This is a genomic window from Pseudarthrobacter sp. Y6 (assembly GCF_050156205.1).
GTDB lineage: Bacteria > Actinomycetota > Actinomycetes > Actinomycetales > Micrococcaceae > Arthrobacter.
In genome coordinates this window covers 1612196-1627323 of the sequence record NZ_CP189574.1, presented here as the reverse complement: position 1 = coordinate 1627323, position 15128 = coordinate 1612196, and the positions used below count along the sequence as shown (strand labels likewise).

Below are 15128 nucleotides of genomic sequence, written 5' to 3'. Positions count from 1 at the left end.
CATGGCACTCTCCGGACGGTTCGTCTTGCTGGCACTGCTGGGCATGGTGCCGGTGCTGCTGTTTCCTGGCTGGGGAACGGTCCTGGGCGTGGTCCTGGCACTCGCTGCTCTCCTTTGCCTGGACCTTTGCCTGGCTGCTTCCGCGCGGGCCATCGACGTCACGCGCGCCGAACCCGGCAACGTGACGCTGCACGGCACGGCCGCTTCGGTCCTCACGCTGCGCAACAGTGGCCGGCGACGCCTGCGCGCCACGGTCCGGGACGCGTGGCAGCCGTCTGCCGGGGCCGTGAATCCGGTTCAGGAGCTGGACGTCCCCGCTCTGGAAAGTCGCCGGATGACCGTCAGGCTCCACCCGGTCCGCCGCGGCGACGTGGCCGCCCGGCACGTCACTGTGCGCTCCCGTGGACCCCTCCGGCTCGCGGCACGCCAGCGCACCTTTGCCTGCCCTGGCATCCTGCGGGTCCTGCCGCCGTTCCATTCCCGCAGGCACTTGCCGTCGAAGCTCAGGAAACTCCGCGAACTCGACGGCAAAGCCGCCGTGCAGATCCGGGGTGCCGGCACCGAATTCGACTCGTTGCGTGACTACGTCCGCGGGGACGACGTCCGGTCCATCGACTGGCGCGCCACCGCCCGCCGGTCCGCCGTCGTCGTCCGCACCTGGCGCCCGGAACGCGACCGGCGCGTGGTGATCATGCTGGATACGTCCCGCACGTCAGCGGCGAGGATCGAAGACGAACCCCGGCTGGATACCGGCATCGAAGCGGCGCTGCTGCTGGCGGTGCTGGCCGAGCGTGGCGGTGACAGGGTGGACTTCCTGGCGTACGACCGCCGTCCGCGCGCCAGGGCCGGCTCCGCAACCACCGGCAACCTCCTGGGGCAGCTGGTGCAGGCGATGGCGCCCCTCGAGGCCGAACTGATTGAGCTTGACTGGTCCAGCCTCCCGGGCCAGATCCGTGCGGTCTCCGCCCACCGGTCCCTGGTAGTGCTGCTGACCGCGTTGGACGGCGGGGCCCCGGAAGAAGGGCTCATTCCCGTGGCCGCGCAGCTCGCGCAGCAGCACGTTGTGGTGGTGGCCGCCGTCCGTGATCCGATGCTCGGGCAGATGCTGCGCGAGCGTGAGGACGCCGCCGGTGTATTCCGGGCGGCAGCGGCTGAACGCGTACTCCTGGAACGGGCGGCGGTCAGCGCCGAACTCCGGCACCACGGGGTGGAAGTGGTGGATGCGGAGCCACACCAGCTGCCGCCGCAGCTTGCCGACATGTACATCAGGCTCAAGGCGGCCGGTAGATTGTGAATCACTGCAGCGCCGCTGACGGTACCGTCCAGGAGGTCACGATGAACGTCCCTATTTACCAGCAGGCCCTGGGCGAGGACTTCCACCGGCTGCAGCCTGAGCTGCAGGAGTACTTTTCCTTGGCGCCCGGCTCGGGGCACTATGGCGCCGGGGAGGGCGTGTTCGACGTTGTGGGCTGCCGGCAGGCGTGGCTGCGGCCGCTGCTCAAGCTCACCTCCGGGGAGGACGCGTTTTTCCCGGATTACGGAGAAGGCATCCCCTTCCGGATTGAAAACCATGCGCACCAGGATCCGTTCGGCCGCTCCAGCCTGACTGCCCGGCGGGAAATCCGTTTCCCCGGGCACCTCCGGATTTTCCAGGACACTACCAGCCTCGTGGATTCCGACGGCGGCCCGCGGCTGGTGGACTACCTGGGCCGATTCCGGCGCATGGTGACCGACCTCAAGCTCAGCGTGACGGAAGAAGGCAGGCTGCGCGGCGTTTCCGAAGCGTCCCGGCTGTTCCTTGGCCCCCTCCGCCTGCCGCTGCCGGCCACCGTGGATGCCAAGGCCTACGCCGAGCAGTGGTGGGACGGCGCCGCCGGCGAGCATGGACAGCACCGGATCCAGGTCAAGGTCATCCAGCCGCAGATAGGGCTGATCCTGGTCTATGCGGGCAGTTTCGACTACCGCCTGCGCCCCTACGTTGGCGGCAGTTCGGCGCAGAGCTTCCTGCCCCGCTACGCCCAGCCGGACCGTTGGGAAAACCGGACGTAGAAGTCGTGCCCCTAGGTCCGCTCAGCGGTGGGCCCGATCAGCCGTGCGCGCGCTGGTTCAGGCCGTCGGCCACCTGGGTGAGACGGCCCAGCACCGCTGTGGCGGTGGACGGTGTGTGGCCGGCAAGTCCCGCCGAGGGGGTGACCCGGATACTGCCCAGGGACGATGCCGACAGCCCCAGCTGGTGCCACGGCCGCCAGACAGACTCAACGACGTCGGCCACCTTGGGCAGCGTGCCGCTGCTGACGTCCAGGGCGCCGGCCCAGATCCGCTTGCCTGCCTCCACTGCTGTGGCCAACTGCTCCCACTGCCGTGTGGTCAAGGCCCTCAGCGGCACGGCCACGCCGTCGGCGCCGGCGGCAATGATCCGGTCGATTGGGGCCTCGATCTCCGGGACGGAGACAACAATTTCAGTGGCACCCGCGGCGCGCAGCGCCTCGATCACCACCTGCCAGGACTCGGTGACCTCCTGGCCACCCACCGCCCGCAGCGTGCGGTAACCGCTCGACGTCGGAATAGTGCCGGCGAGTACGGCGGCGATATCAGGTTCGTCGACCTGGACCACCAGCCGCGCGCCCGGAACCGCGCTGGAAATCCGGGACAGGTAGCCGCCAACCCCTGCGGCCAGCGAGTCGGCAATGTCCCGGCGTGCGCCGTAATCGATCAATGCCCGTTCGCCGCTATGCAGGTGCAGGCCGGCGGCAATGCTCAGCGGACCAATCAGCTGGAGCTTGAGTTCGGGGGCAGGGGTGTCCTCGGCGCCGGCAACGTCTGCCAGGACGTTGATGTCGGTGGACAGGGCCGACGCGGCCCGGCGGAAATCCTTACCGGGCCGGTCCACCAGCCGCCAGCCGTACGGCTGGACATCCACGGCCATTTCAACCAGGAGTGCGGCCGTCCGCCCCAAGGCGTCGGAGCCGACTCCGCGGTCCGGAAGTTCTGCCAGGAACGGTACGTGCGGGCTGCCGAGCTCGCCGCGGATGATGCGGGCGGCCTCTACGGGGTCCTCCCCCGGCCAGGGCCCAAGCCCGGTGGCGGTTACTTCCACTCTGCAGCGGCCTGGTGGTCCTCGGCGATGGCTTCATGATGGCGGATGACCTCGCCGATGATGAAATTCAGGAACTTCTCCGCAAACGCGGGATCGAGGTGTGCATCCTCTGCCAGTCGCCGGAGACGGGCGATCTGGGCGGATTCCCGGCCGGGATCCCCGGCCGGGAGCCGGTGCGCGGCCTTGAGGAAGCCCACTTTCTGGGTGGCCTTGAACCGCTCGGCCAGGAGGTACACCAAGGTCGCATCGATGTTGTCGATGCTGGAGCGGATGGACAGCAGTTCCGCCATCACCGAGTTGTCCACCTGGCCTGCCAGCGAACTCGCGGCGGCATCGTAGGTGTCGGCGTCGGGAACATCATGGTTTTGCTGCGTCATGGTCCAAGTCTATGGGCAGCCGCGGAAATCCTTCCGGTGTTAAGCGGCGGACGGACACCCCACCTGGTTGGGTGGGATGTCCGTCTGTTGGTGCCGCGACTGTGGGGTCGCTGGCGGTGCCTACTGGGCCAGCAGCGCCCGGTGTTCTTCCCGGCGTCGAGCCTGTTCGTCCGGATCGGGGACGGGCAGGGAGGCAATCAGCCGTTTGGTGTAGTCGTGCTTCGGTGCGCCCATCACCTGGCTGCCGATGCCCTGCTCCACCAGCTTGCCCTTGTACAGGACGCCGACCCACTGCGACAGGATGTCCACCACCGCGAGGTCGTGGCTGATGAACAGCGCCGCAAACCCGAACTCGGCCTGGATTTCCTTGAAGAGTTCCAAGACCTTTGCCTGCACGGAAACGTCCAGGGCGGATGTCGGCTCGTCGGCGATGAGGAGCCGCGGGTTCAGGATCAGTGCCCGCGCCAGCGACGCCCGCTGACGCTGCCCTCCGGACAGCTCGTGCGGATACCGTGCAGCGTACGACGCCGGCAGCTGCACTGATTCGAGCAGTTCAGCAACGCGTTTGCGCGCCTGCGCCGGGCTCGGGTTGGTGTGGATGATCATGGGCTCCGCTACGCAGTCGCCGATGGTCAGCTGGGGGTTGAAGGACGCTGCCGGATCTTGGAACACAAAGCCGATGTCCTTCCGGAGGGGCCTGAACGTCCGCTCCTTCAGGTTCAGCATCTCGTAGCCAAGTACCTTCAGGCTGCCGCCCGTGGTCCGGTTCAGGCCCGCGATGGCCCGCCCGATGGTGGTCTTGCCTGACCCGGATTCGCCCACCAGTCCAAAGACCTCGCCTTGGGACACGGTGAAGCTGACCCCGTCCACGGCTTTGAACGCCGGAGTTCCCAGCCTGCCGGGGTATTCGATGGTCAGGTTGGTTGCCTCCACCAGCACCGGCGAGTCCTGGTGGGCACGTTCCAACAAGCCCTCCGAGGCGGAGTTCCGGCCCAGGTGGGGCACGGCGGCCAGCAGCTTCTTGGTGTAGTCCTGCTTGGGTTCGGCGAACAGCACCCGCGCCGGCGCTTCCTCCACCACATCACCCTGGTACATCACCACTACACGGTCCGCGAGGTCGGCCACCACGCCCATGTTGTGGGTGATGAGCACGATCGAGGTCCCGTATTTGTCCCTGAGGTCCCGCAGCAGCTCCAGGATCTCAGCCTGGACCGTGACATCCAGGGCCGTGGTGGGTTCATCGGCCACAATCAGTCCCGGGTTCAGCGCAAGCGCGGCGGCGATCACCACGCGCTGCTTCTGGCCGCCGGAGAACTGGTGCGGGTAGTAGTTGACCCGATGCTCCGGATCCGGGATCCCCACCTTGCGCAGCGCCTCAATGGCACGGGCCTTGGCATCCTTGGCCGAGACCCGCTTCCCGCCGGCACCGCCGGCGTGGGCACGGATGCCCTCGGCAATCTGCCAGCCCACGGTGAACACCGGGTTCAGGGCCGTGGAGGGCTCCTGGAACACCATGGCCACATCGCGGCCTCGGATCTGCCGCAGCTTCGCGGCGCTGACGCTGATCACGTTGTTGCCGTTAATCAGGACGGCGCCCCCGCTGGTGGCGGTCTCCGGCAGCAGCCCGAGGATGGTTTTCGCGGTCACGGTCTTGCCGGAACCGGATTCACCCACGATGGCCAGGACCTCGCCGGAGCGGACGTCCAGGCTCACGTCCTTCACGGCGTAGACGTCTCCGCCGTCGGTGGCGAACGTGACTTTGAGGTGGTCGATCTCCAGTACGGCCTGGTCTGCCGGCCTGGACCGGTCAGATACCGAATCAATATTGATGGTCACAGTCCTCTCACATCCGCTGCGATGGCAGCCTGCGCGGCCGCGGTTGATGGTCCCGGGGCGCCCTTGGCGCCCGCAGCCTTGCGTCCGCGCAGGCGCGGATCGTTCAGGTCATTAATGCTTTCACCCACGAGGGTGAGGCCAACCACCGTCAGGACGATGGCGAGGCCGGGGAAGAGGCCCGTCCACCAGATGCCGGAGGTTGTGTCGGCGAGGGCCTTGTTCAGGTCGAAGCCCCACTCCGCCGCGGAGCTGGGCTCGATGCCGAACCCCAGGAAACCCAGGCCGGCCAGGGTGAGGATGGCCTCCGAGGCGTTGAGCGTGAAGATCAACGGCAGGGTCCTGGTGGCGTTTTTATAGATGTGGCGGCTCATGATGCGGATGTTTGAGGCGCCGACAACTTTCGCGGATTCAACGAAGGGTTCTGCTTTCAGCCGGACGGTCTCGGCCCGGATGACCCTGAAGTACTGCGGAATGAAGACCAGGGTAATGGCCGTGCCCGCTGCGAAGACACCGCCGATCAGGCTGGACTGGCCGCCGCTGATCACGATGGCCATCACGATGGCCACGAGCAGGGACGGGAAGGCATAGACCGCATCGGCAATGACTACGAGGATCCGATCCAGCCAGCCGCCCAGGTAGCCGCTCACCAGTCCGAGGATCACGCCGATGACGATGGACATCAGGACAGCCACCACAATGACGAACAGGGCCGTTTGGGCACCCCAGACAACGCGGGACAACACATCGTACCCACCCACCGTGGTGCCGAGCAGGTGCTTTCCGCCGGGGGCCTCCTGGGTGGGGAAGTTGCCGTCAGCGTCCGAGAGCTGGGCGAAGCCGTAGGGTGCAAGCAGCGGGGCGAAGCACGCTGTCAGGAGGAACAGGCCCGTGAGGACCAGGCCCGCCACCAGCATGCCGCGCTGCAGTCCGACGCTTTTGTTGAAGTGTGAAATTACCGGCAGCCGCCGGTAGAAGGGGGCCCGCGGGTTCGCCAGGGGCTCGTTTGCCGGAACGACGCTCATGTCAGTACCTCACCCGGGGGTCGATCAGCGCGGCAACTATGTCCACGATGAAGTTGGTCACCGCGACGATGATGGCCAGCAGAACTACAATGCCCTGCACTGCCACGAAGTCACGGGCGGTCAGGTAGTTGGCGAGCTGAAATCCCAGGCCCTTCCACTCAAAGGTCTTTTCCGTAAGGACGGCCCCGCCGAGCATCACGGCGATCTGCAGGCCCATCACGGTGATGATGGGGATCAGCGCAGGCTTGTAAGCGTGCTTTGTCACCAAGCGGAACTCACTGACACCGCGTGAACGGCCCGCTTCCACATAGTCCTTGCCCAGTGTTCCGATCACGTTGGTCCGGACGAGCCGGAGGAAGATTCCGGCCGTCAGCAGGCCCAGTGCGACGGCGGGAAGTACGGCGTGTGCCATGACGTCGCCCAGTGCCGCCATGTTGCCGCTGCGGACGGCGTCGAGCCAGTAGATTCCAGTGGGGTTCTGGAGGGAGGTCAGTGCCAGCTCGGAGGACGTCTTGGCGCGTCCGGCGACCGGGAGCCAGCCCAGCCAGACGGCGAACGTCAGTTTGAGCAGCATGCCGGCAAAGAAGACCGGCGTTGCGTAGCAAAGGATTGCGAACACCCGCAGCACGGCGTCCGGTGCGTGGTCGCGGCGCTGGGCTGCAATCATTCCGAGCGGGATTCCCACCAGGAGCGCCAGGATCAGCGCGTTAATGGACAGTTCCAGGGTGGCTGAACCGTAGGTGGTCAGCATCTCTGAGACGGCCCGGTTGTCCGTAAGGGTCCGGCCAAAGTTTCCGGTGGCCAGCTGGCCCAGGTATTCGAAGTACTGGACCAGGATGGGACGGTCGTAGCCCGCGTTGTGGATCCGTTCCTGGAGCTGTTCCGCGGGCAGCCTGCCACCCATCGCCGCTGTGATGGGATCACCGGTGATCCGCATCAGGAAAAACACCATGGTGACGAGGATGAAGATGGTGGGGAAGATCAGCAGGAAACGGACCAGGATGTACTGCCCCAGCCCCCCGCCTGAAGATTTCTTGGTGGACGGAAGGATTCCGTCTGCGTCGCTGGGCGGCGCGTCAATCAAAGTAGTCATTGGTACCTAAGTTTTTGTGGTGGCCGGAGCCAGCTCCCCCAAGGCGCTGGCCTGTGACCAGCAGCGAGGCGGGACGCCGGTAGACGTCCCGCCTCGTTGCCGCAATCAAAGCCGGATGGGTCGGGGACCTACTTGGACATCACACCAAGGCGGGTCTTGAAGGAGGCATCCAGCGTCTTCTCGACGCCCTTCACATCCGTGCCGGCAACCATGACCTGGGCGCCCTGGAGCAACGGAAGCGTGGAGAGATCCTTGGCAATGGCCTCCTGGGCCTCGCCCAGGAGCTTGCTCCGCTCCGCCTTGTCGGTGGTGACCAGCTGCTTGTTGACAACCGCGGCGACCGCCGCGTTCTCGTAGTGGTTGCCCAGGAAGTTCCCCGGGATGAAGAACGGCGTCAGGTAGTTGTCGGCGTCGGAGTAGTCCGGGAACCAGCCGAGCTGGTAGACGGGGTAGGCGTCAGCACGCCGCTCCTTTGTGTAGGTGGTCCACTCGGTGGACTTGAGGTCCACCGTGAACAGGCCGGACTTTTCCAGCTGCTGCTTCACCAGCGCGTATTCGTCAGCCGCCGACGTGCCGTACCTGTCGGTGTACTGCAGCTTCAGGTCCACCACGGAGGTGACGCCGGCATCCGCCAGCACTTTCTTGGCCTTGTCCAGGCTGGGCTTGCCGGTTCCGTCACCGTAGAGGCTCTTCAGCGGCTCGGCGGCCCCTTCGAAGCCTTGCGGGACGTAGGAGTACACGGGCGTGTACGTGTTCTTGAAGACCTGGGACGCGATGATGTCACGGTCCACGAGGTGGGCGATGGCCTGGCGCACTGCCAGCGACTTCTTGGCGTCGGCTTCAGGGGTCTTGGCGCCGAAGGGCATGGTGTCGAAGTTGAACACCATGTAGCGGAGCTCGCCGCCGGGACCCTTGTGGACCTTGACCTTGGAGTCCTTCTCAAGGTCGGCAACGTCCGTGGCAGTCAGGATGCGGCCGGCGACGTCGATATTGCCTTGCTGCACGTCCAGCTTGAGGTTGTTCGGGTCGGCGTAGTGCTTCAGGTTTGCACCCTCGTTGGATGCAGCACCGAGCAGGCCCTTGTAGTCCGCGTTGGGTTTGAAGCTGACAAGCTCGTTCTTTTTGTAGCTTTCAATGGTGTACTGACCGGCGAAAGGCTTGCCCTTGATGATGGCGTCGTCATCCATGACCTTGTCAGCCGGGAAGACCTGCTCGTCCACGATGGGACCGGGGTTGGAGGCGAGTACGCCCGGGAACACCTGGTCATTGGCCGCCTTGAGCGTGAAGACCACCGTAGTGGGATCCTTGGCTTCCACCGTGCTCATGTTGGACAGCAGCGACGCGGGACCGTTGGGATCGTTGATGGCCACCACGCGGTTGAACGAGAACACGACGTCCGAGGAATCGAGGGTGTTGCCGTTGGCGAACTTCAACCCGGATTTGAGCTTCACCGTGTATTCGGTGGGGCTGGTGAAGGAAGCCGATTCCGCGATATCCGGGCTGGCGTCCGCGGTGCCGGGCTTGTAATTCAAGAGGAACGGGTAGATCTGGTTCATCACCATAAAGGATCCGCCGTCATAGGAACCGGCGGGATCGAGCGTGACCACTTTGTCAGTCGTTCCGTAGGTGATGGTGCCGCCACCGGCACTCTGGGTGGAGGTTCCGCCGCCGCCTGTTGGGCCGGTGCAAGCCGTCAATGCGAAAGCGGAAACGCCTGCGAGCGCGATAACGCTCCGCAAGGCTTTGGTGCTCTTGGTCATCTGTGAACTTTCTGTTCGATGAGTACGCGCTCGCCGCCCGCTAATGGGTGTATTGGCTTGAGCGGGCAGCGCGCTGTCCTGATGCCTAGATTCAATCAGACGCCGGACTCATCAACCGGCTTTTTTGTGAGTTGAGACACAAAATTTACCTGACCAAGGTAAATTTTGCTCCGTATCAGAGCTCCGCGCGCTGCAACGACCGGGCAGCGTCGATGGTAGCCTGTCCCAGGACGCGGCTGCCCTGGTAGAGGACCACCGTCTGGCCGGGCGCCACACCGCGCAGCGGGTCGGTCAACGTGACCAGCAGCTGAGCTGAATCCTCGCCGGGCAGCATGCGTGCGGTTGCCGGCACGGGATCCCCGTGGGCGCGGACCTGGGCATAGCAGTCAAACTCGGCGCCCGTTTCGATTTCCGCGATGGGCAGGCCGGCCCACGAGACCTTGATGCCGCGGATCTCGTCAATGGCCAGCAGCGCCTGGGGCCCCACCACCACCTTGTTTTCCTTGGGCCGGATCTCCAGGACGAATCTGGGCTTGCCGTCCGCTGCGGGCGTGCCGAGCTTCAGGCCGCGGCGCTGGCCTACGGTGAACGCGTTGGCTCCCGGATGCTCCCCCACCTTCGTGCCGGTCTCGTCCACGATGTCGCCGGTGGTCATGTCGATCTTTTCGGCGAGCCAGCCCGCGGTGTCGCCGTCGGGAATGAAGCAGATGTCGTGGCTGTCGGGCTTGTTGGCCACCGACAGTCCACGGCGCTCGGCCTCGGCCCGCACTTCAGCTTTGGAAGGCGTGTCCGCCAGCGGGAACATGGAGTGCTTGAGCTGCTCGTGGGTCAGGACACCCAGGACGTAGCTCTGGTCCTTGGCCCAGTCCGCGGCCCGGTGAAGTTCGGGGTTGCCGTCGGCGTCCGTGATGACCTTGGCGTAGTGACCGGTGCAGACGGCATCAAAGCCCAGGGCGATGGCCTTCTCCAGCAGGGCAGCAAATTTGATCCGCTCATTGCAGCGCATACAGGGGTTGGGGGTTCGCCCGGCAGCATATTCATCGATGAAGTCCTGGACTACATCTTCCTTGAAACGCTCCGAGAAATCCCAGACGTAGTACGGGATACCCAGCACATCGCAAGCCCGCCACGCATCGCGCGAGTCTTCGATGGTGCAGCAGCCGCGGCTGCCCGTCCGCAGGGTGCCGGGCATCCGGGACAGCGCAAGGTGAACGCCGACGACGTCGTGCCCGGCTTCAACGGCACGTGCTGCGGCAACGGCGGAGTCGACTCCACCGCTCATGGCTGCTAGAACTCGCATGCTGGCTTTCTTTAGGGTTCGGGGGATGCCGGCAGAGGGCGGCTGCCGTTCAACCGGTGGCCGCAGGAATAGCACAATGCCTGCCGCACCAGTCTATCGCCACGCCGAATCCTCCCCAAAAGACCCTTGACCCCGCCGGCCTTCCCTTCTAAAGTCAGGATTAACAGTTTTAGACTTCGAGCACGCACCAGCGGGAATCGGGCGGACATGGCTGAGGACATTGCTACCGCGGGGGACATCGTGATTGCCGGCGGCGGACTGGCCGGGGCCACCGCTGCCAAGACCCTGCGGGCAGAAGGGTTCGCTGGCCCGGTGACCATCATCGGCGCAGAGCGCCATCATCCCTATCTGCGCCCGCCTCTGTCCAAGGAGTATCTGCTGGGCAAGGCCGGCGAGGACGCCGTCCCGGTGGTGCCGCCAGGCTGGTACGCGGAGAACGACGTCGGCCTCCGCCTGGGTGCCCGCGTCACGGGCATCCGGCCGGGCGCCAGGACGGTGGAGCTGGACGACGGAAGCACGCTGGCATACGGTTCCCTGCTGCTCGCCACCGGGGCGACGCCCCGCACCCTCCGCCTGCCCGGAAGCGACCTTGCCGGCGTATCCACCTTCCGCACCCTGGATGACAGCCGGCTGCTACGAAGCAGCCTCGCGACGGGCGGCCTGAACGTGGTGATGATCGGCTCCGGCTGGATTGGCATGGAACTTGCTGCGGCTGCGGCCACGTACGGCAACAACGTCACTCTCCTCGGCCTGGAAGAGATCCCCCTGGCCGGGGCTATCGGCCCTGACCTCGGACGATTCTTCCGCAGACTCCACGAAGCCAACGGCGTGAGCTTCCGGCTTCCTGCCTCAGCGCGGGAAATCACGGGCGACGGCGGGGCTGTCGCCGGCGTGATCACCGATACCGGAGAGGTGATCCCGGCGGACATCGTGGTCATCGCCGTCGGCGTTGTTCCCGAGACGGGCCTCGCACAGGCGGCCGGCCTGGCGCTGGACAACGGGATCCTCACGGACGCCTCCCTGCGGACCAGCGCGCCCGGCATTTTTGCCGCGGGCGACATCGCCAACGCGCTGCACCCCTTCACCGGCCAGCACCACCGCAGCGAGCACTGGTCCAACGCCCTGAACGGAGGAAAGGTGGCTGCCAGGGCCATCCTCGGCCAGGACGCCGTCCTGAGCACCCTCCCCTACTTCTACACCGATCAGTACGACGTCAGTATGGAGTACTCCGGCTTTCCGGCCCTGGCTGCGGGCGCTCGGCCGGTGATCCGGGGCTCGCTGGAGGACAAGGAGTTCATCGCGTTCTGGCAGCAGGATTCCAGGGTGGTGGCCGGGATGAGCGTCAACTGGCCGCGAAAGCCACAGCCTGGCGCGCAGAAGACCATCAAGGCCCTCATCTCGGCCAGGACGCCCGTCTCGGCGGAGCGCCTGGCCGACAACTCCGTTGGGCTCGATCAGCTCCTGCCGGAGGACGCCTGACGCGCTACCGTTCCCGCAGTCTGGATCGAGGATTCATGCCCGGCCATCCCTGCCTGGCGGGCGCGTTGGTACGCGCCGGGGAGGGCTGCCAGCAAGGCATCCACGTCCGCGTCGGTTGAGGCATGTCCCAGCGTGAAGCGCTGCGCGCCGCGGGCTGTCTCCTCGTCAAGCCCCATGGCCAGCAGCACATGGGACGGGCGCGGGACACCGGCCGTACAGGCGGATCCCGTGGAGGATTCCACCCCCGCCAGGTCCAGCAGGAACAGCAGGGAATCACCTTCGCAGCCAGGGAACGTGAAATGCGCATTGCCGGGCAGCCGACGCCGCCCCGGGGCGCCGCGGAGCACAGCTTCGGGCACGCGCTCAAGGACGCCGTCGATGAGCCTGTCCCGCAGGGCAGCGATCCTCGCGGACTCCGCGGCAAGCCTTGCGGTGGCGGCTTCGGCGGCCGCAGCGAAAGCGGCGATGGACGCCGTGTCCAGCGTCCCGGAGCGCACGTCGCGTTCCTGCCCGCCGCCGTGCTGCACCGGGGTCAGCTTGACGGCCCGCCCCAACAGGAGGGCACCGACTCCCACCGGTCCGCCGATCTTGTGCCCGGAAACGGACATGGCATCCAGTCCAGAGGCCTTGAAATCCACCGGCAGCGACCCGAACGCCTGCACGGCATCCGAATGAACCGGCACCCCGGCGGCGTGCGCCAGCTCCACAATCCTCTGCACCGGCTGGATGGTGCCCACCTCGTTGTTGGCCCACATGACCGTCACGAGCGCAATGGTCCCCGGTTCCCGGGCCAGCTCGGCGGCGAGGACGTCCAGGTCCACCACGCCCTCGCTGTCCACCGGAAGCCACGTGACAGCGGCGCCCTCGTGCCGCTCCAGCCATTCCACCGTGTCCAGCACAGCATGATGCTCGACGGCGGAGCAGAGGATGCGCCGCCGTGCCGGGTCTTCGCCGGACCGGGCCCAGTACAGGCCCTTGACGGCAAGGTTGTCCGACTCAGTGCCCCCTGACGTAAAGATGACCTCGGAGGGATGGGCGCCGGCCGCCGTCGCGATGGCTTCCCTGGCGTCCTCCACTGAGCGGCGGGCACGGCGGCCCGAGCCGTGCAGGGACGAAGGATTGCCGGTGCGGGACAGTTCCCGGGTAAGGGCTGCCAGCGCCTCGGCAGAAAGTGGCGTGGTGGCTGCATGATCGACGTAGACGGGCACGCCTCAATTCTAACGGCGCCCAGGGCGGCGCACCCGCGGCGTCTGCGCATCAGGCGTCAGGGCGGGGTGATCCTGGCACAGCACTGGCCCGGCTCACGGTTTGGTGCCACGCGCTCCTCCGGCTCCCCGCACGCCGCAGCCGCGCCCTGCAGGAATGACCCGTTCATGGCGCAGACCACGTCCGGGTGCCCGTCGGAGAGCCGATGGAACGGACAGTTCACCAGCACGAAGCCGCCCGCGCCGTCGGGCCGGGGCTCGTAGCCTTCTCCTGCGATGAAGTCCGCCAGGCTTGCGGCGCCGGAGGCCAGCGCCTGGCCCTTGCCGTACGACGTGGCCAGCAGGGAATCGCCCACCGCGCCGCCGGTCGCTGTGGAATGCTCGATCGCTGCGACCAACAGCTCAGCGGCGAGATCATAGTTGCGGTCAGGCACGGAGGCGCCGACCTCGCTCGTTGCCTTCCGGTACATTTTCGCCGGCCGCCCGGAGCCGGGACCCGACTTTCCGGCAGCCTTGTGGAATTCCACCGCAAGGAGTCCGTCCTGGACCAGCCTGTCGAGGTGGAAGGACGCCGTGCTCCTTGGCAGCCCGAGGGCCAGCGCGGCGTCATCCCGCCCCACTGCGGCATCCGAGGCAGCAATCAGCTCAAAGAGCTGCCGGCGCTTCTCGTCGCCCAATGAAGCGACGGCCGCCATGCGGCGGCTCCACGGAAGTCTGCGCACCCAGTGCCCCTCACTCTAAAAACAACATCCATTGCTTAATGGTGTAGACCTTTTCTAAAATAACAATACCTACTTTTAGAAGGAGTCCACCATAACAACCAACGCGAAAATCAACGCAGGCGGTCGGCTTCAGGCGATGGCACCGGACCGGCAGGCGTTTTTCCTGCTGCGCACCGTGTTCACCGTCGCACCGATTCTCTTCGGTCTGGACAAGTTCACCAACATCCTGACCGACTGGACCATCTACCTCGCGCCGGTTGCCACCTCCGTGGTGCCGGTGTCGGCGCAGACCTTTATGTACATCGTCGGCGTCGCGGAGATCATCGCCGGCATTGCGGTAGCGGTCCGTCCCCGGTTCGGTGCCCTGCTGGTTGCCGTCTGGCTGTTGGGAATCATCATCAACCTGCTGGTCCTGGGCAGCTTCCACGACGTGGCCTTGCGGGACTTCGGGCTGCTCGTGGGCGCGCTTGCCCTGAACCGCCTTTCCCCCGCCGGGTCCCGGCGCCGACACGGTAAGTAACCGGGACGGCTAGTTCGACGGCGGAACCACCAGAAGGCGTTCTGCGACGTCGGCCCGGGCGGCTGCCAGTGCGGCGTCGTCCGGGCAGGCCACGGAAATGTAGACCGATGATGCGGCGGTGCCGAACACCCGGGCCATAACGGCCGTGGACCTGGCGCCCGGTCGGCCGGGTTTCTCCAGCACCAGCACTTCGGCCGACGGCCCCGGCTTGCCGGCCTCACCGCCCCACCGCAGCGTCGCGGTCTTCAGATAACCGGGCAGGATGCTCGGGTCCAGGTAAGTGAAGAGGCCAATGGTTGACTCCTTGTCGTCCTGGAGCGCCAGCGGGGCTTGGTTGGCGCGGATCTTGGCCGCCACCAGGCAGCCATCGGCCTTCAGGTACTGGCTCTCGCCGGCCAAATTCTCCTTAACCTGCTGCCAGCCGGGTGCTTCCCTGAGTCCGTCAGAGATCCCCACGGGGACCCCGGCGGCGAGGGAACCGCCAGCGGAGAACGGCATATCCTTTGCGGCCACCGCTTCTGCGTCGTGGCCAGGGGTAATAGTGGGGGTGGCCAGGGCGGTGACGGTTGGCTCCACTTTCGGGGCGGCCGGATCGGGCATGCCAACACTGCAGCCTCCCAGTGCTGTCACGCCAAGCAGCGCCCCCGCCACGAGTACAGCCGCCTGCGCCTTCACGTCCACCCCAGTATGTTTGCCCGGACGGCCAGCCTGCCGTCA

General features: G+C 66.2%; 14 protein-coding genes. 4 read left to right on the top strand and 10 right to left on the bottom strand.

Annotation, left to right across the window (positions count from 1 at the left end; genetic code table 11):
- Nucleotide 1: 1 nt before the first annotated feature.
- Complete coding sequence (locus ACQCSW_RS07775) at nt 2-1294, top strand: DUF58 domain-containing protein (protein ID WP_426990227.1); 1293 nt, start codon at nt 2-4, stop codon at nt 1292-1294.
- 41 nt (nt 1295-1335) lie between these two features.
- Nucleotides 1336-2049, top strand: a complete 714-nt coding sequence (locus ACQCSW_RS07770) for a DUF4166 domain-containing protein (RefSeq protein ID WP_426990226.1) — start codon at nt 1336-1338, stop codon at nt 2047-2049.
- A 37-nt stretch (nt 2050-2086) separates the two neighbouring features.
- Here ACQCSW_RS07770 and ACQCSW_RS07765 read toward each other — a convergent pair whose 3' ends face one another.
- The 7 genes from ACQCSW_RS07765 to mnmA form a co-directional block, all read right to left on the bottom strand.
- Nucleotides 2087-3097 carry a hypothetical protein gene (locus ACQCSW_RS07765; protein ID WP_426990224.1) on the bottom strand — a complete coding sequence of 337 codons (1011 nt, stop codon included), beginning with the start codon at nt 3095-3097 and terminating at the stop codon, nt 2087-2089.
- The gene (locus tag ACQCSW_RS07760; protein ID WP_426990223.1) at nt 3088-3474 is read right to left on the bottom strand and encodes a chorismate mutase; all 387 of its coding nucleotides are present in this window, start codon (nt 3472-3474) and stop codon (nt 3088-3090) included. The genes ACQCSW_RS07765 and ACQCSW_RS07760 overlap by 10 nt, the downstream gene beginning before the upstream one ends.
- A 120-nt stretch (nt 3475-3594) precedes the next feature.
- Nucleotides 3595-5310, bottom strand: a complete 1716-nt coding sequence (locus tag ACQCSW_RS07755; protein ID WP_426990222.1) for an ABC transporter ATP-binding protein — start codon at nt 5308-5310, stop codon at nt 3595-3597.
- Nucleotides 5307-6332: an ABC transporter permease gene (locus ACQCSW_RS07750; RefSeq protein ID WP_426990221.1), complete on the bottom strand. Its 1026-nt coding sequence runs from the start codon at nt 6330-6332 to the stop codon at nt 5307-5309. The genes ACQCSW_RS07755 and ACQCSW_RS07750 overlap by 4 nt, the downstream gene beginning before the upstream one ends.
- A 1-nt stretch (nt 6333) precedes the next feature.
- On the bottom strand, nt 6334-7425 hold the full coding sequence (locus tag ACQCSW_RS07745; protein ID WP_426990220.1) for an ABC transporter permease: 1092 nt from the start codon (nt 7423-7425) through the stop codon (nt 6334-6336).
- A 128-nt stretch (nt 7426-7553) separates the two neighbouring features.
- On the bottom strand, nt 7554-9185 hold the full coding sequence (locus tag ACQCSW_RS07740) for an ABC transporter substrate-binding protein (RefSeq protein ID WP_426990219.1): 1632 nt from the start codon (nt 9183-9185) through the stop codon (nt 7554-7556).
- 175 nt (nt 9186-9360) lie between these two features.
- Complete coding sequence (gene mnmA, locus ACQCSW_RS07735; RefSeq protein WP_426990218.1) at nt 9361-10485, bottom strand: tRNA 2-thiouridine(34) synthase MnmA; 1125 nt, start codon at nt 10483-10485, stop codon at nt 9361-9363.
- A gap of 207 nt (nt 10486-10692) precedes the next feature.
- On the opposite strand from mnmA, the gene ACQCSW_RS07730 reads away from it, so the two are divergent.
- Nucleotides 10693-11964, top strand: a complete 1272-nt coding sequence (locus tag ACQCSW_RS07730; protein ID WP_426990217.1) for an NAD(P)/FAD-dependent oxidoreductase — start codon at nt 10693-10695, stop codon at nt 11962-11964.
- On the opposite strand, the gene ACQCSW_RS07725 is transcribed toward ACQCSW_RS07730, so the two are convergent.
- Both ACQCSW_RS07725 and ACQCSW_RS07720 read right to left on the bottom strand, forming a co-directional pair.
- Complete coding sequence (locus tag ACQCSW_RS07725; protein WP_426990216.1) at nt 11940-13172, bottom strand: cysteine desulfurase family protein; 1233 nt, start codon at nt 13170-13172, stop codon at nt 11940-11942. The genes ACQCSW_RS07730 and ACQCSW_RS07725 overlap by 25 nt on opposite strands.
- A 56-nt stretch (nt 13173-13228) precedes the next feature.
- Complete coding sequence (locus tag ACQCSW_RS07720; RefSeq protein ID WP_426990215.1) at nt 13229-13864, bottom strand: helix-turn-helix transcriptional regulator; 636 nt, start codon at nt 13862-13864, stop codon at nt 13229-13231.
- 163 nt (nt 13865-14027) lie between these two features.
- On the opposite strand from ACQCSW_RS07720, the gene ACQCSW_RS07715 reads away from it, so the two are divergent.
- Nucleotides 14028-14411 (top strand): hypothetical protein, encoded by a 384-nt coding sequence (locus ACQCSW_RS07715; protein ID WP_426990214.1) that lies wholly within the window; start codon nt 14028-14030, stop codon nt 14409-14411.
- Between the two features lie 9 nt (nt 14412-14420).
- Here ACQCSW_RS07715 and ACQCSW_RS07710 read toward each other — a convergent pair whose 3' ends face one another.
- A complete protein-coding gene (locus ACQCSW_RS07710; protein WP_426990213.1) occupies nt 14421-15086 on the bottom strand; it encodes a hypothetical protein in 666 nt (221 codons plus the stop codon).
- Nucleotides 15087-15128: the final 42 nt, after the last annotated feature.

What these genes read in the sequence shown, in the direction of transcription:
- ACQCSW_RS07775 (WP_426990227.1), top strand. Translation starts at nt 2, where the DNA reads ATGGCACTCTCCGGACGGTTCGTCTTGCTGGCACTGCTGGGCATGGTG.
- ACQCSW_RS07770 (WP_426990226.1), top strand. Translation starts at nt 1,336, where the DNA reads ATGAACGTCCCTATTTACCAGCAGGCCCTGGGCGAGGACTTCCACCGG.
- ACQCSW_RS07760 (WP_426990223.1), bottom strand. Translation starts at nt 3,474, where the DNA reads ATGACGCAGCAAAACCATGATGTTCCCGACGCCGACACCTACGATGCC.
- ACQCSW_RS07750 (WP_426990221.1), bottom strand. Translation starts at nt 6,332, where the DNA reads ATGAGCGTCGTTCCGGCAAACGAGCCCCTGGCGAACCCGCGGGCCCCC.
- ACQCSW_RS07745 (WP_426990220.1), bottom strand. Translation starts at nt 7,425, where the DNA reads ATGACTACTTTGATTGACGCGCCGCCCAGCGACGCAGACGGAATCCTT.
- ACQCSW_RS07740 (WP_426990219.1), bottom strand. Translation starts at nt 9,185, where the DNA reads ATGACCAAGAGCACCAAAGCCTTGCGGAGCGTTATCGCGCTCGCAGGC.
- mnmA (WP_426990218.1), bottom strand. Translation starts at nt 10,485, where the DNA reads ATGCGAGTTCTAGCAGCCATGAGCGGTGGAGTCGACTCCGCCGTTGCC.
- ACQCSW_RS07730 (WP_426990217.1), top strand. Translation starts at nt 10,693, where the DNA reads ATGGCTGAGGACATTGCTACCGCGGGGGACATCGTGATTGCCGGCGGC.
- ACQCSW_RS07720 (WP_426990215.1), bottom strand. Translation starts at nt 13,864, where the DNA reads ATGGCGGCCGTCGCTTCATTGGGCGACGAGAAGCGCCGGCAGCTCTTT.
- ACQCSW_RS07715 (WP_426990214.1), top strand. Translation starts at nt 14,028, where the DNA reads ATGGCACCGGACCGGCAGGCGTTTTTCCTGCTGCGCACCGTGTTCACC.